This window comes from Methyloradius palustris, from assembly GCF_019703875.1.
Classification (GTDB): Bacteria; Pseudomonadota; Gammaproteobacteria; order Burkholderiales; family Methylophilaceae; genus Methyloradius; species Methyloradius palustris.
Genome location: NZ_AP024110.1, coordinates 1,745,265 through 1,767,691 on the forward strand (window position 1 = coordinate 1,745,265; position 22,427 = coordinate 1,767,691).

General features: G+C 45.1%; 23 protein-coding genes and 1 pseudogene. 15 read left to right on the plus strand and 9 right to left on the minus strand.

Annotated elements, in window-relative coordinates; all coding sequences use genetic code 11:
* Positions 1 to 2 precede the first annotated feature (2 nt).
* Positions 3 to 710 (minus strand): cation transporter, encoded by a 708-nt coding sequence (locus ZMTM_RS08345; RefSeq protein ID WP_221763444.1) that lies wholly within the window; start codon positions 708 to 710, stop codon positions 3 to 5.
* Between the two features lie 184 nt (positions 711 to 894).
* On the opposite strand from ZMTM_RS08345, the gene ZMTM_RS08350 reads away from it, so the two are divergent.
* Positions 895 to 1,185, plus strand: a complete 291-nt coding sequence (locus ZMTM_RS08350) for a ComEA family DNA-binding protein (RefSeq protein ID WP_318840485.1) — start codon at positions 895 to 897, stop codon at positions 1,183 to 1,185.
* A 67-nt stretch (positions 1,186 to 1,252) separates the two neighbouring features.
* Here the strand turns inward: ZMTM_RS08350 and metG are convergent, their stop codons facing one another.
* Positions 1,253 to 3,307, minus strand: a complete 2,055-nt coding sequence (gene metG / locus ZMTM_RS08355; RefSeq protein ID WP_221763445.1) for a methionine--tRNA ligase — start codon at positions 3,305 to 3,307, stop codon at positions 1,253 to 1,255.
* Between the two features lie 144 nt (positions 3,308 to 3,451).
* Here metG and apbC point away from each other — a divergent pair, with 144 nt between their 5' ends.
* Together apbC and ZMTM_RS08365 are read left to right on the plus strand one after the other, a co-directional pair.
* Positions 3,452 to 4,540 (plus strand): iron-sulfur cluster carrier protein ApbC, encoded by a 1,089-nt coding sequence (gene apbC, locus ZMTM_RS08360; protein WP_221763446.1) that lies wholly within the window; start codon positions 3,452 to 3,454, stop codon positions 4,538 to 4,540.
* Positions 4,541 to 4,570: 30 nt separating this feature from the next.
* Positions 4,571 to 4,942, plus strand: a complete 372-nt coding sequence (locus ZMTM_RS08365; RefSeq protein ID WP_221763447.1) for a lysozyme inhibitor LprI family protein — start codon at positions 4,571 to 4,573, stop codon at positions 4,940 to 4,942.
* Positions 4,943 to 5,029: 87 nt separating this feature from the next.
* Here ZMTM_RS08365 and pgl read toward each other — a convergent pair whose 3' ends face one another.
* Entirely contained in the window at positions 5,030 to 5,743 is a 714-nt protein-coding gene (gene pgl, locus ZMTM_RS08370; RefSeq protein ID WP_221763448.1) for a 6-phosphogluconolactonase, read from the minus strand.
* Between the two features lie 107 nt (positions 5,744 to 5,850).
* On the opposite strand from pgl, the gene gnd reads away from it, so the two are divergent.
* From gnd to ZMTM_RS08395, 5 genes are all read left to right on the plus strand, one after another.
* Entirely contained in the window at positions 5,851 to 6,759 is a 909-nt protein-coding gene (gene gnd, locus ZMTM_RS08375; protein ID WP_221763449.1) for a phosphogluconate dehydrogenase (NAD(+)-dependent, decarboxylating), read from the plus strand.
* 47 nt (positions 6,760 to 6,806) lie between these two features.
* Positions 6,807 to 8,285, plus strand: coding sequence for a glucose-6-phosphate dehydrogenase (gene zwf / locus ZMTM_RS08380; RefSeq protein WP_221763450.1), 1,479 nt, complete (start codon positions 6,807 to 6,809; stop codon positions 8,283 to 8,285).
* Between the two features lie 56 nt (positions 8,286 to 8,341).
* The gene (gene dcd, locus ZMTM_RS08385) at positions 8,342 to 8,914 is read left to right on the plus strand and encodes a dCTP deaminase (protein WP_221763451.1); all 573 of its coding nucleotides are present in this window, start codon (positions 8,342 to 8,344) and stop codon (positions 8,912 to 8,914) included.
* 69 nt (positions 8,915 to 8,983) lie between these two features.
* On the plus strand, positions 8,984 to 9,208 hold the full coding sequence (locus ZMTM_RS08390) for a GIY-YIG nuclease family protein (protein ID WP_318840549.1): 225 nt from the start codon (positions 8,984 to 8,986) through the stop codon (positions 9,206 to 9,208).
* A 91-nt stretch (positions 9,209 to 9,299) separates the two neighbouring features.
* Positions 9,300 to 11,540, plus strand: coding sequence for an arginine/lysine/ornithine decarboxylase (locus ZMTM_RS08395; protein ID WP_221763452.1), 2,241 nt, complete (start codon positions 9,300 to 9,302; stop codon positions 11,538 to 11,540).
* A 119-nt stretch (positions 11,541 to 11,659) separates the two neighbouring features.
* On the opposite strand, the gene ZMTM_RS08400 is transcribed toward ZMTM_RS08395, so the two are convergent.
* On the minus strand, positions 11,660 to 12,145 hold the full coding sequence (locus ZMTM_RS08400) for a dihydrofolate reductase (RefSeq protein WP_221763453.1): 486 nt from the start codon (positions 12,143 to 12,145) through the stop codon (positions 11,660 to 11,662).
* Between the two features lie 47 nt (positions 12,146 to 12,192).
* On the opposite strand from ZMTM_RS08400, the gene ZMTM_RS08405 reads away from it, so the two are divergent.
* The 5 genes from ZMTM_RS08405 (at position 12,193) to ZMTM_RS08425 (ending at position 16,903) form a co-directional block, all read left to right on the plus strand.
* Positions 12,193 to 13,659, plus strand: a complete 1,467-nt coding sequence (locus tag ZMTM_RS08405) for a HAMP domain-containing sensor histidine kinase (RefSeq protein WP_221763454.1) — start codon at positions 12,193 to 12,195, stop codon at positions 13,657 to 13,659.
* Positions 13,656 to 14,222: a hypothetical protein gene (locus ZMTM_RS08410; protein ID WP_221763455.1), complete on the plus strand. Its 567-nt coding sequence runs from the start codon at positions 13,656 to 13,658 to the stop codon at positions 14,220 to 14,222. The genes ZMTM_RS08405 and ZMTM_RS08410 overlap by 4 nt, the downstream gene beginning before the upstream one ends.
* Positions 14,219 to 15,601, plus strand: coding sequence for a sigma 54-interacting transcriptional regulator (locus ZMTM_RS08415; protein ID WP_225906996.1), 1,383 nt, complete (start codon positions 14,219 to 14,221; stop codon positions 15,599 to 15,601). The genes ZMTM_RS08410 and ZMTM_RS08415 overlap by 4 nt, the downstream gene beginning before the upstream one ends.
* Positions 15,602 to 15,815: 214 nt before the next feature.
* Complete coding sequence (locus ZMTM_RS08420; protein ID WP_221763456.1) at positions 15,816 to 16,337, plus strand: BON domain-containing protein; 522 nt, start codon at positions 15,816 to 15,818, stop codon at positions 16,335 to 16,337.
* Between the two features lie 26 nt (positions 16,338 to 16,363).
* Positions 16,364 to 16,903 (plus strand): hypothetical protein, encoded by a 540-nt coding sequence (locus ZMTM_RS08425; RefSeq protein WP_221763457.1) that lies wholly within the window; start codon positions 16,364 to 16,366, stop codon positions 16,901 to 16,903.
* 101 nt (positions 16,904 to 17,004) lie between these two features.
* On the opposite strand, the pseudogene thyA reads toward ZMTM_RS08425, so the two are convergent.
* Positions 17,005 to 17,517 (minus strand): annotated as a pseudogene (thyA, locus tag ZMTM_RS08430) (thymidylate synthase); the annotation flags it as partial.
* Positions 17,518 to 18,098: 581 nt separating this feature from the next.
* Entirely contained in the window at positions 18,099 to 18,953 is an 855-nt protein-coding gene (locus tag ZMTM_RS08435) for an SDR family oxidoreductase (RefSeq protein WP_221763458.1), read from the minus strand.
* Between the two features lie 75 nt (positions 18,954 to 19,028).
* Between ZMTM_RS08435 and ZMTM_RS08440 the strand changes: the two genes are divergently transcribed.
* Positions 19,029 to 19,436: a winged helix-turn-helix transcriptional regulator gene (locus ZMTM_RS08440; protein WP_221763459.1), complete on the plus strand. Its 408-nt coding sequence runs from the start codon at positions 19,029 to 19,031 to the stop codon at positions 19,434 to 19,436.
* 232 nt (positions 19,437 to 19,668) lie between these two features.
* Here the strand turns inward: ZMTM_RS08440 and ZMTM_RS08445 are convergent, their stop codons facing one another.
* Together ZMTM_RS08445 and ZMTM_RS08450 are read right to left on the minus strand one after the other, a co-directional pair.
* Positions 19,669 to 19,851: a hypothetical protein gene (locus ZMTM_RS08445; RefSeq protein WP_221763460.1), complete on the minus strand. Its 183-nt coding sequence runs from the start codon at positions 19,849 to 19,851 to the stop codon at positions 19,669 to 19,671.
* Positions 19,852 to 19,937: 86 nt separating this feature from the next.
* The gene (locus ZMTM_RS08450) at positions 19,938 to 20,171 is read right to left on the minus strand and encodes a hypothetical protein (protein WP_221763461.1); all 234 of its coding nucleotides are present in this window, start codon (positions 20,169 to 20,171) and stop codon (positions 19,938 to 19,940) included.
* Between the two features lie 142 nt (positions 20,172 to 20,313).
* On the opposite strand from ZMTM_RS08450, the gene ZMTM_RS08455 reads away from it, so the two are divergent.
* The gene (locus ZMTM_RS08455) at positions 20,314 to 21,171 is read left to right on the plus strand and encodes a GGDEF domain-containing protein (RefSeq protein ID WP_221763462.1); all 858 of its coding nucleotides are present in this window, start codon (positions 20,314 to 20,316) and stop codon (positions 21,169 to 21,171) included.
* Positions 21,172 to 21,449: 278 nt separating this feature from the next.
* On the opposite strand, the gene ZMTM_RS08460 is transcribed toward ZMTM_RS08455, so the two are convergent.
* Positions 21,450 to 22,328: an AraC family transcriptional regulator gene (locus ZMTM_RS08460; RefSeq protein WP_221763463.1), complete on the minus strand. Its 879-nt coding sequence runs from the start codon at positions 22,326 to 22,328 to the stop codon at positions 21,450 to 21,452.
* Positions 22,329 to 22,427 lie beyond the last annotated feature (99 nt).

The following is a 22,427-nucleotide window of genomic DNA, read 5'->3' on the forward strand; positions in this document are numbered from 1 at the left end:
ACTCATGCTTTTGGCAGTTGCGTTTCAAGCTGGTGCTCTTCACGCGCTGCCTCCCAGATTTCTTTGGCTGCATCAGCATTCATGAAGGCAATACCCAAGCCCACTATCAGGTCGGGCCAGCCCGAGTTCCAACTCAAAGTAATCAACCCCGCAGAAATTATCGCGATATTGGCATAAGCATCATTCCGAGCAGAGAGAAATGCAGCACGCGTTAGGCTGCCGCTATGATGCCTAAAACGCGCAAGTACAAAGGCACAACTTACATTCACAATCAACGCGCCAAAACCAGTCATCGACAATAACCAAGGCTCCGGTGCCGATGGTGCATTGAATTTTTGCCAAGCCGTCCATAAAAGTGCCAGCGCAGGCACTAATAAAATTGCGGCCAACACCATACCGACCCGCGCACGGTTTTTGATTGACCAACCGATGGCAATCGCTATCAAAAAATTGACTGAAGCATCTTCAAGAAAATCAATACTGTCCGCCAATAGCGAGACTGAACCGATATTGCGGGCAACTGCAAACTCTACAAAGAAATAAGCAAGATTGGCCAGTGCGACAAGGATCACGACTTTTCTCAGTGCATGATCCATATTTTCTACCGCTGGTAACGTCATATTGATTTCGTAAGCCTTATCACTGGTTGATAACTCATGGACTATATTGAAACTGATGCGCGGCGGGTAATCCTGAGGCGGTAGCCTCATGTGTCTTAGCTTCATGAAATATCAGTTAAAAATACAATTAAAGTTAACTTAATTAATGTCTGCTATGTCAACTCGTTGACATAGCAGACATTAGAATTTGCAAACAAAGTCTAACAAGGTAATATATTTACGCGACTATTTTTAATGAGTCGCAAATTTATATTTATAACTAAGGGAAATAAAAATGAAAAAAATGTTAGTTGTTTTATTTACTATTCTAAGCCTTTCTTTATTTGGCTTTTCATCCAGCGCGTTTGCCGCTGTTAACTTGAATACTGCGACCAAGTCAGAATTAGAGTCCATAAAAGGCGTTGGTCCTTCAAAAGCGGATGCGATTATTGCGTACCGCGCAAAAACCCCGTTCAAGACTGTAGATGACTTGGATAAGGTTAAAGGGTTTGGTAAGAAGTCGATTGATAAGATTCGTGCTGAAGTAACAGTAGCTGGCACATCTAAAACAGACTCAAAGAAGTAAGTTAATTTGCTGCAACAAAAAGCCCAGCATCGCTGGGCTTTTTTATTTCTATACTTTTGATATAAAGCTATTTCACTCTCATTCCTGGTTGTGAGCCTTCATCTGGTGACAATATAAATGGCCCGCCACGCTCATCGCTCGCTGCCAGCACCATACCTTCGGACATGCCAAACTTCATCTTGCGAGGTGCCAAATTGGCGACCATAACAGTTAAACGCCCAACTAAAGTAGCAGGGTCATAAGCTGATTTGATGCCTGCAAATACTTGGCGTGGATTTTCTTCGCCGATATCCAGTGTTAATTTCAAAAGCTTTTCAGCGCCTTCCACATGCTCGGCATTGACGATTTTAGCGATACGCAAATCAACTTTGGTGAAGTCATCGATGCTTATATATTCAGCTTCTGGAAGAGTAGCGACCACTGGTGAATTTTGAGTAGCTGGAGACGCAGTAGCTAGTAAGTTTTCTTTATTAGCTTCGGTCATTGCATCAATCCATTTTGGGTCTAATCTAGTCACTAAATGTTCGTAGGATTGAATTTGGTGTCCTGTAGTCAGGCTATCGCTTACGTTTTCCCAGCTCAATGGACCAATATTCAAGAACTTCTCAACATTCGATGCCAAAGTCGGCAAGATAGGTTTTAGATAAAGCGTTAATAGTCGGAACATTTCCAACGCTGAGGAACAATCTAAATGCAACCCCTGTTGCGCTGCGTCTCCTGTTTGCTTTGCTTGGACCCAAGGCGCAGCTGCTGCAACATCAGCATTAGCTAAATCCGCCAAGCGCATGATCTCCCGCAATGCGCGACTATAGTCACGCGCAACATAATATTCAGAAACTAATTTTGCGGCGTTTTTAATTTCCGTCACTGCTGAAGGTTGTGTTGCCGACATTTGCAATTTGTTATCAAATCGCTTGGCAATAAACCCTGCTGTACGGCTCGCAATATTGATGTACTTACCCACCAAGTCGCTATTCACCCGAGCTACAAAATCTTCCAAGTTCAGGTCAATGTCCTCCATTGATCCATTCAACTTGGCGGCATAATAATAGCGTAGATATTCAGGGTTTTTCACATGTTCTAAATAGCTACGCGCTGTGATGAAAGTGCCGCGCGACTTGGACATTTTCTCGCCATTCACGGTAAGGAAACCGTGGGCAAATATCTTGGTGGGTTTGCGGTGCCCCGAGTATTCAAGAGTAGATGGCCAGAACAAGGCATGGAAGTAGAGAATATCTTTACCAATAAAATGGTAAAGCTCTGTCGTTGAGTCTTTTTTCCAGTATTCGTCGAAATCCAGGCCGATCTTGCTGCACAAGTTCTTGAAACTGGCCATGTAGCCGATAGGTGCATCTAGCCACACATAGAAATATTTGCCGGGCGCATCGGGGATTTCGAAGCCGAAATAAGGCGCATCGCGAGAGATGTCCCAATCTGAAAGACCAGACTCGAACCACTCGCTCATCTTGTTGGCAGCCTCTGGTTGTAAGGTGCCTGACCGCGTCCACTCTTTCAGGAAATCACCGCACTCAGAAAGCTTGAAGAAGTAATGCTCAGTTTCCTTACGCACTGGCGCTGCACCAGAAACGGCAGAGTATGGGTTAATCAGTTCTGTCGGGCTATAAGTGCTGCCACAAACTTCGCATGAATCGCCGTATTGATCTTTGGCGTGACATTTTGGGCACTCGCCTTTGATAAAGCGATCTGGCAAGAACATCTCTTTGACTGGGTCAAAGTATTGCTCGATGGTCTTTACAGCGATCTTGCTATTGGCTTTCAGTACCTTGTAGATGTTGCTGGATAGCTCACGGTTTTCTTCTGAGTTGGTTGAGTAGTAGTTATCAAACTCGACCAGGAAATCAGAAAAATCTGCATAGTGTTCTTTTTGCACGCGTTCAATCAGCGCTTCTGGGGTAATGCCCTCTTTCTCGGCGCGCAACATAATCGGCGTGCCATGGGTGTCATCTGCACACACGTAATGCACAGTGTGGCCCTGCATCTTCTGGAAGCGCACCCAAATGTCGGTCTGGATATACTCGACCAGATGCCCAAGGTGAATGCTGCCATTGGCGTATGGCAAGGCTGAGGTAACAAGGATTTTACGTGCTGATTTTTGAGTCATGAATGCCGATGAGAGTTGTGTTTATTAGTGTATAAACGCATTTTAGCAAATGCAGCGGGCTTTCGCAGGCTTTCAGAATGGCAGAGTTGGCTACATGCGTTAAAATGGCTAACTAATCCCATCAAATTTGAATAAGTAACTCATATGGCTATCACCGAATCTCAAATCCAGACTGCACTTGCAGAAGTTATTGACCCAAATACCGAGCAAAATTTTATCGCAAGCAAATCTGCAAAGAACATCAAGATTGATGGCAGGAATGTTTCTGTAGATATTGTGCTCGGCTACCCGGCGAATAGCGTGCTCGCTGAGATTAAGGCGCTGGTTGAAAACAAGCTGAAAAGTTTGCCAGACGTTGGTATCGTGACTATCAATATTGGTAGCCGGATCGTATCGCACAGTGTGCAGCGTGGCGTACAACTGCTCTCAGGCGTGAAGAATATAATTGCTGTGGCTTCTGGCAAAGGTGGCGTGGGTAAATCCACCACCGCTGTTAATCTGACGTTGGCACTGGCTGCCGAAGGTGCGCGCGTTGGCATTCTAGATGCCGACATCTACGGCCCATCGCAACCGCAGATGCTAGGTGTGAATAAACGACCTGATAGCAAAGATGGCAAAAGTATAGAACCACTGGAAAGCCATGGCATACAAGTGATGTCGATTGGGTTTCTGGTAGATATTGATACGCCTATGGTATGGCGTGGCCCAATGGCGACAGGCGCACTGGAACAGCTATTACGTGATACCCGCTGGAAAGATTTGGACTATCTTGTCATCGACTTGCCGCCTGGTACTGGCGACATTCAACTCACACTATCGCAAAAAGTGCCTGTCACTGGCGCCATTATCGTCACCACACCGCAAGACATCGCGCTATTGGATGCCCGCAAAGGTTTGAAGATGTTCGAAAAAGTCGGCATCCCCATTCTTGGTATTGTCGAAAACATGAGCACCCACATTTGCAGCAACTGCGGCCATGAAGAACACATATTCGGCGCTGGCGGCGGTGCTGCGATGTGTAAAGATTACAACGTGGATCTGCTCGGTTCGCTACCTTTAGATATCCGCATTCGCGAACAAACCGATAATGGCAAGCCGACTGTAGCTGCTGAGCCTGATAGCGACATTGCTAAAATCTACAAGCAGATTGCGCGCACTACGGCGATTAAGCTCTCACAGTTAAATTTGGATCACAGCAGTAAGTTTCCAAATATTGTGATTCAGAATACTTAGGCTTTAATTACTAAACTACGCGAGGTATTTATGCGCAGAACCACAGCTATATTTTTTGCTATTTTGTGCATTAGCAATAACTCAGTTTATTCTCAAGACATTACGGAAGAGCCCTTGAAAGACTGCGATAAAAATCAACTCACAATGACTTTTTGCACGCGAAATGCATATGATCTTTCAGATAGCGAATTAAATGAAATTTACAAGAAACAATTAGCTAGTTTGAAGACTTTAAATGAAAAGCAAACATTCCGAAATGTCCAGAGAGCATGGATTAAAGAGCGGGATAAAGGCTGCCTAAATGAGGTTCCAGTTCGTGATGGCTCTCGAACTGACTGGCAATTACAATACTGGAAGTGTATGACAACCTACACGCAATTAAGAGTTAACCATCTTGAATAGCTAGCTTCAAACACATGCGGCGCAATAGGGTTGCGTTATTGACACCCTACACGTCAATATAGATTCCCGCTTTCGCGGGAATGACGGTTAAGTAAGACTAACCCCAAAATAGTAAACATCAACCCCTGCTTCTAGCGCAATCAAAGTCGCTGGAATCGCCACCCCACTCCGCCACTGATCTACGGCCTGCTGTTTACCTCCCCCCGTCACCAAAAACATGACTTCATGCGTATTATTCAAGCGATTCTGGCTGATGGTAATGCGCTCTGGTGGTGGCTTTGGTGCATCGAATACAGGAACTGCATCGGCGCTGTTATCAACAGCTTGATTAGGGAAAAGGCTGGCGGTATGGCCGTCTTCCCCTAAGCCAAGTAACACCAGATCAAACGTACGAACGCCTTTTAGCGTTTGGGTATAGGCTTTTGCGCCTTCGATATTGCCTAATTCTGCGGGGATATCATGAATCTGGTTTTGAGGTATGGCTACATGGTTAAGCCATGCCTGCCGTGCCATTAAGCTGTTTCGCTCGGCGTGATCTACTGGTAGACAGCGGTCATCATTATGATAAATATGCCATTTAGACCAATCTGCTTGTTCTTTACTTAGTAGTTGATAGACACTTTTCGGGGTGCTGCCGCCAGCCAGCACAATCAAAAAACTACCGTACTTGCTGATAGCTCCATCAGCGGCAGTCAAAATGCGTTTAACCGCTGCCTGATTGAGTGAATCTTGTGTTTCGAATGCGTGCCAGCGACTTTGCTGACCATTTACCCTTAAAGTTTCGTTTAAGTTTTGCGTCATGTTTCTGCCTTTGTTATACAATCTTGGATGCATCTGCTGATAGACAGTCAGATCATAATTCTCTCAACAAGAGATGATGACACATCATCCTCATCAAGGACAATCAAATGAAACTTGCAATTCTAGGTTTGGGCAAAATGGGCGGCAATATGGCACGCCGTTTAATATTAGGCGGTATTGACGTTGTAGGTTATGACCGTAGCGCAGAAACAGTAAATACACTGGCTACCGATCATGGTTTGATCCCAGCCGAATCAGTAGAAGATGCAGTGAGTAAGTTATCAGGCCAAAAAATTGTTTGGTTGATGTTGCCAAGCGGCGCGCCAACTGAAGAACAGATCAAAGACCTGATCCCTTTATTAAGTGAAGGTGACATCATTATTGATGGCGGCAATTCAAATTACAAAGACAGCCAACGCCGTGGCGTTTGGTTGGCAGAACATGGCATTGGCTTTATGGACTGCGGCACCTCTGGCGGCATTTGGGGTCTGGAAAACGGCTACTGCCTGATGGTTGGTGCGACACTTGAAGTGGCGAAGGTCATTGAGCCTATCCTGATTGCGCTTGCCCCTGCAGCAGACCGCGGTTGGGCACACGTTGGCCCTATCGGCTCTGGCCACTTTACCAAGATGATTCATAACGGTATCGAATACGGCATGATGCAAGCCATGGCAGAAGGCTTGGACCTGATCAAGGGCAAACAAGAGTTCAACCTGAACCTCGCACAGATCACCGAGTTGTGGCGTCATGGCTCTGTAGTGCGCAGCTGGCTACTTGATCTAACTGCAGATGCTCTAAAAGGCGATCAGAATCTCACTAGCATCGCTCCATATGTGGCAGATTCTGGTGAAGGTCGCTGGACCGTGATGGAATCTGTAGAACAAGGTGTCGCTGCACCTGTACTTACGTCGGCATTGCAAGCCCGTTTCAGAAGCCAAGATGCCACTGGTTACAGCTACAAGTTGCTGTCAATGATGCGTAATGGCTTTGGCGGCCACGCAGTCAAAACCAAGTAATCACAGCCCAATATTGCTAAGTTAACTAAAACTCCAGAGATAAAACGATGAAAGTTATAGACCCCTGCACCCTGGTGCTTTTCGGCGCCAGTGGTAATCTCTCCCGCGTTAAATTGATGCCAGGCCTGTTCAGATTAGACAGCCTTGGGCGTTTGCCAAAAGACATGGCGATTTTGTCAGTGGGGCGTGGCGAAGTCAGTCAAGCCGATTGGCATGCTGACATCAAGGGCATGCTCGATGCCAAATTTAAAAAAGGCTACGACGAAGAAGTATTCAAACGCTTTATTGCGCGCAACCATTACCACTCAAATCCACCAACAGACCCAAATGCATTCAAACGCATGAAGGAAACCTTGTCGAATGAGAAAGTGTTCCCGCAAAATCTTGCTTACTTCCTTTCTGTGCGCCCTACTGATTTTGCACCTGTGGTCGAACAGCTCGCGGCAGTCGATTTGCTGAATGAAGAAAAATACTGGCGCCGTGTGGTCATTGAAAAGCCATTCGGTACCAACCTGCCTTCGGCCAAGGAATTGCAAGCCTCGATCACTAAGCATCTAAAAGAAAGCCAGATTTATCGTATCGACCACTACCTTGGTAAATCTGCATTACAGAATATTCTGTTGCAGCGTTTTGCCAATACCGTGCTTGAGCCGATCTGGAATAATGAGTATGTAGACCATGTGCAGATCACCAATACCGAAATGCTTGGCGTTGGCGACCGTACCCAGTTCTACGATGCCAACGGCGCGTTGCGTGACATGATTCAGAGCCATATTCTGCAAACCCTGGCATTGACTGCCATGGAAATGCCGAAAGACTTGAGCCCTGATGCTGTGCGTACCGAGAAGATCAAGCTGCTTGAAGCAATACGTCCAATCCCAGTCAAAGATATCAAGCACAACGCCTTCCGCGCGCAATATGCGGCTGGTGAAATCAATGGTGAAAAAGTCCCAGGCTATCTGGAAGAACTTGGCGACAGCAGCAGCGTGGTAGAAACCTATGCCGCACTGAAACTGTTTATTGATAATCCGCGTTGGAAAGGTGTGCCGTTCTATATCCGCACAGCGAAACGCCTGCATGAAGCCGACACCCGCATCTGTGTGCGCTTCAAAAAAGCACCATTACAGATCGGCAACGGCCAAGATCAAAACTGGCTGATTATCGGCATACAGCCACGTGAATGCATCAAGCTGGAAATTCAGTCCAAGATTCCTGGCTTGGACATCAACACCCGCACGATCGAATTAGCTGGCGCAAATCGTCAGGATGGTGATGAAACCGTGGATGCTTACGAGGCTTTGCTGCTCAACCTGATGGAAGGTGATAACTCACAATACCTGCACATCAGCGAAGTAGAGGCACAATGGCGTCTGGTTGATCCAGTCATTGAAGCCTGGGCTGCTGACAGAGCAGCTGTGCACCAATACCCGGCTGGTAGTAGTGATCCTGAAGCCTCAAAAGTCATCTTCGAGGCAGCAGATCAGTTCTGGCGTTACAGCATCGCACTGGGTGGCGACAAAGTTTAATATCAATTCTACGGAGCAACATCAACCTGCTCCGTAGCCTTAATACAGGGAAGAATATGAGCATTAAGTCCGATAAATGGATACGCCGCATGGCAGAACAACACGGCATGATTGAGCCATTCGAGCCAGGCCAAGTTAAAGAGGCAAATGGCCAACGCTTGGTATCCTACGGTACCTCAAGCTATGGTTACGATATTCGCTGCTCTAGCGAATTCAAGTTATTTACCAATATCAACAGCACGATCGTTGACCCCAAGAACTTTGACCCAAACTCGTTTGTGGAAGTGGATGCAGATTACTGCATCATCCCTCCAAACTCATTTGCGCTCGCCCGCACCGTAGAATATTTCCGTATCCCGCGCAATGTGCTAACCATCTGCCTAGGTAAATCAACCTATGCGCGCTGCGGCATTATCGTGAATGTCACGCCATTTGAACCAGAGTGGGAAGGCTATGTCACGCTCGAATTCAGCAATACCACGCCTTTGCCAGCCAAGATCTACGCCAACGAGGGCTGCGCGCAAGTGCTGTTCTTCGAGGCTGATGAAGATGATGTCTGTGAGACTTCGTATAAAGACCGTGGTGGCAAATACCAGGGTCAAGTCGGCGTAACCTTGCCCAAAATTTAATTTAGATGTCATTCTGGCGTAGGCCAGAATCCAGGCCAATTAACAATAATGCAACCATGTGTCTATATGATGAGCAATTGTCGGAATGGCACGCTTTATATTGGTGTCACTTCAGACTTAATAAAACGAGTATGGCAGCATAAAAACGAAGTTGCGGATGGTTTTACCAAAAAATATAAACTCCATACATTGGTTTGGTATGAACCACATGAACAATGGAATCAGCAATCACAAGAGAAAAAGCTCTTAAATTCTGGCATAGAATTTGGAAAATCCGCATCATTGAACAAGTAAATCCTGATTGGATAGATTTGTACCATGAAATACTAGGCCTGGATTCTGGCCTTCGCCAGAATGACGAACAAAGAAATTAAGAAGGTTCAATATGAAATTCCGTTTCCCCGTTGTGATCATCGATGAAGACTTTCGCTCAGAGAATTCCTCTGGGCTCGGTATCCGTGTGCTTGCCAGAGCGATAGAAGCTGAAGGCGTTGAAGTGCTTGGCGTGACCAGCTATGGCGACCTCACTTCGTTCGCCCAACAGCAGAGCCGTGCTTCGGCTTTCATTCTGTCGATCGACGATGAAGAGTTCATTGAGGAAAAACCTGAAGCCCTGCAAAATCTGCGTAAATTCGTCGATGAAATTCGCTATCGCAACGAAGAAATACCGATTTTCCTGCATGGTGAAACGCGTACCTCACGCCATATACCGAATGAGATTCTGCGTGAGTTGAACGGCTTCATCCATATGTATGAAGATACGCCTGAATTCGTTGCCCGCTATATCCTGCGTGAAGCCCGTAGCTACTTGGATAGCCTGCCACCGCCATTCTTCCGTGCACTAGTGCACTATGCCGAAGAAGGCTCTTATTCATGGCATTGCCCTGGTCACTCTGGCGGTGTCGCGTTCCTGAAATCACCTGTAGGGCAGATGTTCCACCAGTTCTTTGGTGAAAACATGCTGCGTGCCGACGTTTGCAATGCGGTAGATGAACTTGGCCAATTGCTCGATCATACTGGGCCAATTGCAGCCTCTGAGCGCAATGCAGCGCGTATCTATAATTGCGACCACCTGTATTTCGTTACCAACGGCACTTCAACCTCGAACAAGATTGTCTGGAATTCAACCGTAGCGCCTGGCGATATCGTAGTCGTTGACCGTAACTGCCATAAGTCGGTATTGCATTCCATCATTATGACCGGCGCGATTCCCGTATTCCTCATGCCAACCCGCAACCACTTCGGAATTATTGGGCCTATCCCGAAAGAAGAATTCGCTTGGGAAAACATTCAGAAAAAGATCGCGCGTAACCCATTTGCTACCGATAAGAATGCCAAACCACGCGTGCTGACGATTACCCAGTCTACCTATGATGGCGTGCTGTATAACGTGGAAGAAATCAAGGAAATGCTGGACGGCAAGATCGACACCCTGCATTTTGATGAAGCCTGGCTACCACATGCAACATTCCACGACTTCTATGGCGACTACCATGCGATAGGTGCGGACCGCCCGCGTTGCAAAGAGTCGATGATATTTTCTACGCAATCTACGCATAAATTGCTGGCTGGTTTGAGCCAGGCCTCGCAGATATTGGTACAGAATGCGGAAGACATACAGCTAGACCGCGATGTGTTCAATGAAGCTTATTTGATGCACACCTCAACCAGCCCACAATACTCGATTATTGCCAGTTGCGACGTTGCAGCGGCCATGATGGAAGCGCCTGGCGGTACCGCCTTAGTTGAAGAATCCATCATGGAAGCCCTGGATTTCCGCCGTGCGATGCGCAAAGTGGATGAAGAATGGGGTGCTGACTGGTGGTTCAAGGTCTGGGGTCCTGATGACCTGACTGAAGAAGGGATTGAAGAACGCTCATCTTGGATGCTGAAAGCCGGTGAAGACTGGCATGGCTTTGGCAATCTGGCTGAAGGCTTCAACATGCTGGATCCGATCAAAGCCACCATCATTACTCCAGGTCTGGATATTCATGGTGACTTCTCTAATGCGTTTGGCATCCCTGCCGCCATTGTGACCAAATACTTGGCTGAACATGGCGTCATTGTTGAAAAAACTGGCCTCTATTCCTTCTTCATCATGTTCACCATCGGCATTACCAAAGGCCGCTGGAATACCATGGTCGCTGCCCTGCAGCAGTTCAAGGATGACTACGACAAGAACCAGCCATTGTGGAAGGTATTACCAGAGTTTTCGGGCAAGTACCCGCGCTATGAGCGCATCGGACTGCGTGATCTTTGTACGCAGATTCATGAAGTGTATAAAGCCAACGATGTTGCACGCCTGACAACAGAAATGTACTTGTCTGACATGGTTCCAGCAATGAAACCAACCGATGCGTTTGCCCGCATGGCACACCGCAAGATTGACCGCGTGGCGATTGATGAGCTTGAAGGTCGTATCACAGCTGTGCTACTTACGCCCTACCCGCCAGGCATTCCGTTATTGATTCCTGGTGAGCGCTTTAACAAGATCATCGTGAATTACCTGAAATTTGCCCGTGAGTTCAATGAGCGATTCCCAGGATTTGAGACCGATGTACATGGGTTGGTAAAGCAGACAGTAGACGGCAAAGCGGTGTATTACGTGGATTGCGTGGAACAATAATATTGGTAGAACAATAGTATTGATAGCACAGTAATATTGATAAAACAGGCCTGACACTTTGAAGTTAGGCCTGTTTTATTTTACATTTGTAGCTGCCTAAACTTACTAGCTGATTAAACTTAGCGTTTACGCTGATATGTGATGTAACTAAACGTCAAGCCTTTCTCACTAATGTGCTTTTCACGACCAATCTCAGCCCATTCCATAAGATTAATTTCAGGGAAAAATGCATCACCTTCGAAACTGGCCTCAATCTCTGTGAGATATAGCTTATCAGCTAAATTCAGGCCATCGCGATAGAGTTCTGCACCGCCAATTAAAAACACTTCATCGTCATTAACAGCCTGCTTAATAGCATCTGCCAATGAATGTGCAATCAATGCCCCGGGAACTTTATAGTGCGGATTGCGGGTCACAATGACAGTGGTTCGATTTGGCAAGAGCCTATTCAGTGAGTCATAGGTTTTTCGACCCATGATAATATGATGGCCAGTTGTCAACGCACGAAAGCGCTTCAGGTCTTCTGGCAAATGCCAAGGTAAAGCATTATTTGCACCTATCACTCTGTTTTGAGCAATGGCAACGATAAGAGAAAGTTGAGTCATAGCATAATTATACGTGCCACCCATCCACTTCACCAAAGGATTAAGGCTTGCGCATCGCCTACCCAAAATCTTTTTTAAAATTACTGCTAATCGGTTTTGCGCTAATCATATTGCCGCTGCTTTTTGCATTCGGCAATGCTGCGCTTTACCTGGATAACCTCGCAGATAAGAGCCGTGCAACGGTCACTAACTCGGTGCTTGCTACGCGAGCAAGCCGCAGCATGGTAGAGCAATTGACCATGATGGAACGAAGTGCCCGCCAGTATTTTGTATTGCATGATGGGCAGCTACTAGAGAATTTCAGCCGCTCACATGATCAGTTCAAACGTACACTGGCGCAGTTAAGCAATCTTCCCATAGGCCAAACACAGCAAGATGCATTACATGATTTGATCACCAAAGAATCTGCGTTATACGATGAAGTCATCACCACCTCGGTTGATACCATTAACACCAAACAAGTGATTGCAGAGTTTATTGATCTATCAACACTAGCTCAGCATATCGTTGTAGAAAACAACCAACTGATAGACCAGCAGGCCATGGCGTTAGCCAAAACAACCGAGCTCACACAGAAAAAGCTTGTATCACAGGCACTCACTTTGCTGCCAGTTGCTCTCTTAGTTGCGATTGCGATTACTTTCCTGGTAGCACAACCAATACGCCAGATGGATGCAGCCATCCGCAGGCTGGGTGAAGGTGATTACCATGAACCTATCAGCATTGATGGGCCAGGAGACTTACATAATCTGGGTGAACGCCTTGACTGGTTACGCTCACAGCTAGAAGAAGTCGATCAGCAAAAGCAGCGATTCCTAAGGCACGTATCGCATGAGCTAAAAACTCCGCTTACCGCCATCCGTGAGGGTAGCGAACTATTAAAAGATGAAATTGGCGGAAGCCTCACACCACAACAAAAAGAGATTGCTGGGATCATGCAGGAAAGCAGTTTGCGCCTGCAAAAAATGATTGAAAACCTACTAAATTACACCGCGGTGCAATACCAGAAACCACAACTCAAGTTTGAAACCCTGCAATTAGTCGATCTCATCAAACAGATTCTCGCAGAGTATGCTTTAACGCTTACCAGCAAAAGTATTGTCATCCGCCTTGATTTTTCTGATACCCAAATGATGGGCGATCATGAGAAACTGCATACCGTTTTTGATAACCTGATTTCTAATGCCATCAAATATACGCCCGCATCTGGGCATATTAAAATCAGCGTCAAGCCACGTGATGATTTTGCGGTATTTGAAATCCACGATGGTGGGCCAGGTGTGATTGCCGCAGATAAAGCACGCTTGTTTGACCCCTTTTATCGCGGCAACGGCGTCTATGAGAGCTTGGTCAGCGGCAGCGGCCTGGGGCTCTCTATCGCCAAAGAATATGTAGATGCGCATGGTGGAGAAATCACCTTGCTGGCATCGGAACACGGCGCGCATTTTCGCGTGCGCCTGCCGTTAAGACCTGAATCTTTGAAAATTGGCAACGTTGAGGCAATATCCACATGAAACTCATATACCTGATACCTCCACTGCTCTGCATGCAGCTATTAAACGGCTGCGCATTGATGAACAAGCAAACCAAGCCTGTTCAGCCTGAAACTAATGCCACCACTGTGCAGCCGGCACAAGCAAATGAAGATTTACTAGATTATATTGCCAGATTCACTGATTTATCGGCTGATGCCCAGAAAAAAGAGCTGGTACAGGTATTACAGGCACTTGGGCAAAATAAAACGGATATTAGTTTGCGCAGTAAAGCAGCCATCATGTATGCGATCCCAGCCAGTAAGGTCAAAGATAATGCCAAGGCGCAAAGTTTGCTTGATGATTTATTAAAAGAAAAAACATTAGAGGCAAAGCAAAAAGGCCTACTTTTATTGATACGTGATTTTGTTAGTGACAACAGTAAATTAACCTCAAAAATCAAAGATGAGCAAAAACGTAGTGATGTTGCACAACAAAAATTCGATGCAGCCCAGCAAAGAGCAGATGCTTTGCAACAAAAACTGGATGAGCTAAAAGATATAGAGCGAACGATGATAGACCGCGACCAGAAAAAGCCTAAATGAGGTCAGATGCCATGCAAGAAAGCTATAAAATCCTCACTGTTGACGACGACCCAGATATATTAAAGCTACTAGGTATGCGCCTGAAAGCGGCTGGCTATCAGGTTGTGACAGCCAGCAATGGTGAAGAAGCCCTTGCGCAAATCTCACTCAGCCGCCCTGCCCTTGTTATCAGTGATCTACGTATGCCTGGCATGGATGGGCTCGCTTTGTTCGATGTCATCCATAAAAAAGACCCAGCACTACCCGTGATAATGTTAACGGCGCATGGATCAATACCCGAAGCGGTAGATGCCACACAACGCGGAGTATTCGGCTTTTTGACCAAACCGTTTGACAGCAAATCATTGCTACAACAGGTCGAAGCTGCCCTAAGAATGGCCACTGGGGCGCATACAACCACCATAGACACCAAAGACCAAGCCTGGCGTGCAGGTATCGTTACGCGCAGCCCGCAAATGGAAAACTTGCTAGGTCAAGCCAAGCTGATGGCAGTTTCAGATGCCAGCGTGTTTATTCAAGGTGAAAGTGGCACAGGTAAAGAGCTGCTCGCTCGTGCGATTCACCAAGCTAGCCCACGCAATGAAAAACCATTTGTTGCTATCAACTGTGGCGCCATGCCCGAGGCCTTGCTGGAGTCAGAACTATTTGGGCATACCAAAGGCGCATTTACTGGCGCAATACGCGATAACAAAGGTTTGTTCCAGAGCGCTAACGGTGGCACGCTGTTTCTGGATGAAATCGGTGATATGCCACTGCCGCTGCAAATCAAGCTGCTGAGGGCGCTACAAGAACGTGTCATTCGTCCGGTAGGTTCAAGCACAGATACGCCGATTGATGTACGCATCATCTCGGCCACGCATAAAAGCCTGACTGAAGAAATGAAAGAAGGTCGTTTTCGCGAAGACCTGTATTACCGTATCAATGTGGTCGCGCTCGCCATTCCACCATTGGCAGATAGGCGTGAGGATATACCGCTACTGGCGAATACTTTTCTGCAATTACTCAATGCAAAATATAAAAAGAGTATCAATGGCTATGCACCAGAGGCCATGGAACTGCTGATTGCCGCACCTTGGCCTGGCAATGTACGTCAGCTACAAAACATCGTTGAGCAGACCGTCGTACTATCCACCACCGCTATTGTGCCTGCCATGCTGGTACAGAAAGCACTGCACGACAATATCGGCGGCATCATCTCGTTTGAAGCTGCCCGTAAAGATTTTGAACGTGACTATTTAATCAAGCTACTAAAAGCCACTAATGGTGGTGTGACCCAGGCTGCAAGGCTTGCCCAGCGCAATCGCACAGAGTTCTACAAACTGCTCGAACGGCATCAACTGACTCCCGCTTTATTCAAATCCGATAGCTCCCAAGAGTAGCACCTCACAGGATGTCTGCATATTGAGACATCCTTATTCCTTAAAAATCAATTACTTACGATATCACCATGATCAGCGTCGCCATACGGCGACAGCTCTTGTCTGAGGCAACTCACCTTAAAAATTCATAACTTATTGATTTAATTAAATTAAATTGAGTTGGCACACCCCTTGCAATACTCCTTACAAGTAAAGCAAGCAGGAGACCTAAATCATGTTTAAGCAAATTGATAAAAAATTACAGTTGGCCACTTGTGTTGCAGCAGTGATGGTTGTTTTGAGCTTTCAGGAAACAGCCATAGGTGCTGGCTCAACCAATACCAATAACGATGCTCCAGTAAACAGTGCATTTGAAAAGCTGGATGCCAATCATGATGGGAAACTTAACATTGAAGAAGTAGCGCCAGACAAAGACCTCACTGAGAATTTTGTTAAGGTTGACGCTAATCAGGATGGCGCTATTCAAATTGACGAATTCAACAGCTATAAAAGCGCTAACGAGCAAAAACAAATTGTAGCGTTTCTTGACGACAGCGCTTTAACAGCAAAAATCAAAGCTGAGCTAGTGAAAGACAATGGCATCAAAGGCCTGAACATCAGCGTTGAAACACACAAAGGCGAAGTGATATTAAGCGGCTTTGTTGAAAACAATACCCAAATACGCCGAGCTATTGATATTGCTACCAGCATACAAGGTGTGCAATCAGTGAAAAATGGATTACTGATTAAAGGTTAATGTCATTAAATTGATAGGAGAACATCATGTCCAACTCACCTAGATTACATTCATCAAGAAAAGCGCATCCCATGGTATTAGTTGCGGCGACTGCGCTGACGATATTCAGCCTGCTAGGCAGTGCTGCGATTACAGGTTTGATTCCTACAGTACCTTATGCCAAACAAGGTTTATTGCAGGACATGACGAACGATAAACCGAGCAATCATGCAGCAAGTTTTGAAAGCAAGGCGCCCGAGAATAAGACTGATACCCAGAGACAGAGCTCAAATAATCAAACATTGATCAATGCTGACAATGAAACACTGAATCAGGCGCAGGCTGAAAATAAGTTATGCCAAGATTGTGGCGTGATTATTTCAATCAAATCGATAGACCAAGTAGCTACTGATCTGGGTGGTAATTTTATTGGTGGCGATACAGATAAAGTGGGCGCTAAAACGGCCTATCTCATCAAGGTGCGTATGGAAAATGGTGGCTACCGTTTAGTTACCCAATATAGCCAGCCACAGCATGGGATTGGTGACATCGTTAAGCTTGATAGCAATCAACTGGTGAGTGCCTGAATAAACAATTGAGCATTTAGTGGTGATGTTTTAGTAGTGAAGAATTTAAGTTCACTCACAGCGGGCCTTCATCTCCCCGAGAAGGTCCGCTTTTTTTATGCCTAAACTGCGACTACTGCCTTAATAGCTGGATATGGGTCGTAGTTTTCCAGACTGAAATCTTCAAACTTGAAGGCAAAGATGTCTTTTACCTCTGGATTGATTTTCATGATGGGCAATGCGCGTGGCGTCCGCGCAAGTTGCTCATTCACTTGATCCAAGTGGTTTGAATAAATATGTGCATCGCCTAATGTATGCACAAAATCACCCAGTTTAAGGCCACATACCTGCGCCACCATCATTGTCAGCAAGGCGTAAGAAGCAATATTAAAAGGCACACCCAAGAATATATCGGCGCTACGCTGATATAGCTGGCAACTCAACTTACCGTCTGCCACATAGAACTGAAAAAACGCATGGCATGGTGGCAATTTCATCTGGTCAACATCGGCCACGTTCCAGGCTGAAACGATTAAGCGACGCGAATCTGGGTTGTTCTTGATGGCATTGACTACTTGGCTGATCTGGTCGATATGTGAGCCATCGGGCTTAGGCCAGTTACGCCATTGATAGCCATTTTCCCACTTAACACGATTCTAAAGTATTGTTATCCATAACTTCAATTAAACGAAGTCTGTTTTGGCTAAAACTATTGTGAATCTGGCAAGGAAGAGACCATTAAATCTGAAAAAGTTTTGTTAAGTAACAATTCCTCCACAAACATTGATATGACAGTCTTAATCGGCAAGAACAGCCTTCCATCAGCATCAAGCAGTTCTATGAATTCCATCTTCTGAATATATCTATCCAGCGCGTCTTGGTCGATTGGGTCAACCATCAGGACTGCAACTCCAACGAGTTTGGATGCTGCGATCGCAGTTTCAAATACATGCCTTAGAAGCTTGATACCATATCCATGGCCGGCATGCCCAGAATCAACGGCCCACCTGCCAAGCAGGATGGCCGGGATGGGGGAGAGCCCACGGAAACGATGAAATCACTAATGGCCTTACATAAGCTCTAGAGTCCATGTTAATGGCGGCTTTCGGCCAATAGCAGCCAGTCAAGCTAATCTGTTAAGGTGCGAATAAAGAATAAAGGCACCTACTGTAATCGATAGCTGAAATGAATACATCAGCTATCGATTAGTCCTAGACTAACCTTGCAAAGCTATTTTAATTGAATCGCTGTATGACTGCGTAGAGTGTCCGATCAACTTGCTCAGTTGATGGCTGTCATCAAACAGCGCTCCTTTAGATACCCCTACATCGGAGTCTGCAAGTAACGCTGCAAATGGTTTTGGTAACCCCGCACCTTCTAACGCTGCTGCAAACTCATCTTGAGATAGGTTGACATAGCTCACAGCCTTGCCTGATTGCTTTGCAACTTCATTTACAAACTCTGCCAAGGTATAGGTCTCGTCACCTGCAAGCTCATAAATTGTGCCTGATATAACAGGGTTTAATAATACTGTTGCTGCCGCGGCGGCATAATCTTTACGCGCAGCTGAAGCAATCTTGCCATCTCCCGCACTCCCTATGAACGCGTTATGTGCCAATGCAGCAGGAATACTCGCCGTATAGTTTTCTGTGTACCAACCATTACGTAATATGACAAATGGCAGACCAGAAGCTTTCAATGCTTGTTCCGTTTCCAAATGTTCACCCGCTAAAGCCAATGGAGACGTATCTGCCTTAAGCACACTGGTATATGCAATCACCTTAACCTCAGCTTGTTTTGCTGCCGCAATCACCGCACTATGCTGTGCAGCTCTTTGGCCAATTTCATTAGATGAAATTAACAATATCTTTTCAGCACCTTTGAAAGCCGTCGTTAACGACGCAGGGTCATTGTAATCAGCCTGCCTGACTTGTACGCCAAGTTCTGCTAAATCTTTAGATTTTTCTGGGTTGCGTACCGCTGCGATGATTCCAGATGCAGGGATTTTTTCTAATAAAAACTGAATGACAAGTTTACCTAATTGACCTGAAGCGCCTGTGACAACAATCATTTTTATCTCCTTAAATTAAATAGAAGTGATAAGATAACTAACTAACGAATAGTAAGTACGTACAAAAAGGTAAGTATGAAAATAAATGACAACATTGAAAAATCTACTACGTTATTGTCATTACCCTTGCGATTACAACGTGGTGAATTATTAGCCGCAGAATGTCCATCTAGAAGTGTGCTCAAGCACGTAACAAGTCAGTGGGGTGTACTTGTACTCATGGTGTTGCTTGAAGGCACATCACGCTTTAGTCAGATTCGCAAAAAAGTGAACGGGGTCAGTGAGAAAATGTTAGCCCAAACTTTACAAAGCTTAGAATCGGATGGTTTTTTAAATCGAAAATCTTTTCCAGTGGTGCCGCCACATGTTGAGTATAGTTTGACACCGTTGGGTGAAGAGGTGGCTGCTCACATTGTTACACTGGCAGATTGGATTGAAAGCAATTTACCTAGAATTCTGGACGCCAGAAACAGTGCGGAATAAATTTATACTAAAGTCAGCATATACAAAATACATACTAAAAACATCTCTATGCATTTCAACTGTAGATTTAACAGAGTTTCTTTACAAACTGAATGGCGGCAAAGGGGCTAATCGAGACCCTCAAAACGTCCTAAGACGGCCAATAGCAATCTCTTGTCCATTCTGAATAATTTGTTTTCGTTCAATTGATAGGCTCTTTTAAGTTGCCTTTATCTATTCAATAGAGCTATGTTTAATGAGCAGCGGTGCATTCAGCTTGATAATCCCTTACGGCATTTCCGATGATGTCTGCCTTATGCTTTAAACCTTCACTTCTCACCGTTAGGCCTTGCTTCTTACACTCGTAAGCGTTAAATGCTGTTATGTGCTGATAATCAATCAGGTATTCGATGATGTTATTCTGCAATGTGGTCATGATTAGACTCCTAGTTGAATATTCACCATATACCTATTGAGGTCGAATAGATGTAGTCATTTGGTATTTTATTGGATTTTAAATGCCTAGAAGCCTTTAGGTTTTGTAAAGCCCTGAATAATCCAGCCAAGAGCCACACCAGTTAATAGGCAAAACATGGAAAATATCAGGCTCATATAAAGCTGGGTAAAGAACTCTTGGTTAAATCCAGAATTGATCAGGTATAACAAGCTGGGGAACATACACAGGCAAGCAGCAAAGATACTTATCCACCTGATAGTTTTTGAAATTCCACTTTCTACTGCTATTGGTTCAAACATGACAGCCTGCCTGTAATCGGATTGCCGAGCATGCAGCATAGGCTTATAAACACAAAGGTGTTGGTTTATATCAGAACTCATTTAGCTTTCAACATATTCGCCAGAGCTTGCTGTTTCTAATAATGAGGCGCAGCATGCATTGATGTATGACACGCACCGTCACTTGTTAATAATCAAAAAAATCGACGGCATCGACAAACGATATTTGTTTGCCTTATTACTTGCTCTACAAATCCTAATTTCGGTATTTGACTACATTACTGGCCCGCTTACTCCATTTACGGTCTTTTACCTCATCCCAATCATTACATCTGCTTTTTTCTTAAGCCGATATTTCACAGTCAGCCTCGTACTCATTGCAACCACTGGTTGGATACTGGACTTTATGCAATTAAAGATTGCAGATACTTCTGTACTTACATTCCATGTCGTATCAAAAATCATTTTATTTTCTTCATTCGCGTATTTGACGTCAAAATTACGTTCGCTTATGAATGAGTTAGAGAATCAGGCCACTGTAGATTTATTGTCTGGCGCGCTCACACGCAGGCATTTTCATGAGGTCTGTCAGACTGAGCTCGCTCGCTCTTTGCGCTATCAGTATCCAATCTCTATCGCCTACATCGATTTGGATAATTTCAAGTCCGTAAACGATAAACTTGGACATGGTATGGGGGACAAGATATTGGTTATCACGGCTGCTGCTATTAAAGCCAACCTTCGCGAAGGGGATCTGTTTGGTCGATTAGGGGGTGATGAATTTGCTTTACTTCTGATCAATACGAATCGAGATGAGATGGAAATCATCATGAACCGAATGCGAGAAAGTTTAATGAAAGCTATCTCTCTCTCTCAAACAGAGGTGACATATAGCATCGGAGCGGTAACCTATCTTTCAGGGATGCCGATCACTATTCATGCTCTTTTAGAAATTGCAGATGAAGCAATGTATGCAATCAAGAACAGCACAAAAAACTCAATAAAATTTGTTTCTATTTAATACATACCCAAATGGCTGCTTTGGGTCGTGAGCTGCCACTTATCAAAAGCATTTGATGGACTTCAATAATAGAGTCTATGGGTGAACCTGACGTTCAGGATATCCTAAAAAATAAAGGCCACATCAAAGCAAAGTGGTTAACCATGCCTGATGCAGCCGAGGAGCTGCTATGGAGGAGATAAGTAGTTATGGCTACTTTAAGGCCTCTTTGTAAGTGGTATATTTCGGCTTGGTAACAATGCGTATTTTTGTGTAAAAGAGTATTACGTAAACCTGAGTTATCCGTTTAACTTGGTTTGTTTAAGCGGTAAGTAAACATCCGTAATCAACTCATGCTCTGGAGTTTCCGGCAGTAGATTTACATAATGAAAATACATCGGAAAATCACGTAACTCTTCTCCACTATCGGGTAACCAGTCTCTGTACAAATAGTATGCGCAGGTACCTATCGTATCGTGCGTACCATGATGCCTCACCACCGCACATCGGCCAGTTGGAATTGTCTTATTGATCACTCGCTGTGGGTTGTCTGGAACAATACTCAAGACTGATCCGCAAATATCAAAGCGAAAATCTTCAGGATTTGTTGTATCGGGATTGTCGTAAACAATACCGTAAGTCTTGCTTGATTTAACAGGCGATAATCCGGTTGCTTTGCGCCAATCGATAAAGATTCCAACAGAGTTATTAACTAATGACGGCGTACCTCTATGCTCTAGTGCTGCTATCTTGGTCGCCTCAAATTCGACAATTTGCACTTCCATCTTGTGATTCCTTTCTTTTTTTGGCAATTCGTATCGCTGACTCCATGGTTCCCATGCCGGCTTTCGACGAAATCCAGAAGGGGTTTGCCCGAACGTATGCTTGAATGCGCGAGAAAATGATTCTGGGTTTTCAAAGCCTGCATCTAATCCAATGTCTGTGATCCTTACCGATTTGTTGAATGCAAGTCGGTAAGATGCACGCTTGAGCCGCATCAACTGTATATATTTAGAAACGCTGACTCCAACATACTCAGAGAATTGACGATGAAAATGGTATGTCGAGAAGTTTGCCACTTGACTCAATAATTCCACGGTCAGTGCTTCATTGAGGTGTTGGTCGATATAATCCAATACCTTATTGAACCTGACGACATAACTATTTGCTTTCACCATATGCTCTACTAAGTATGTCTGAATGAGGTAAAACTATAGGGCGCCATAAAGTGCAAGTCCTGACTGAAATTGCGCTTTTTTGGTATTTAAGATTGGTGA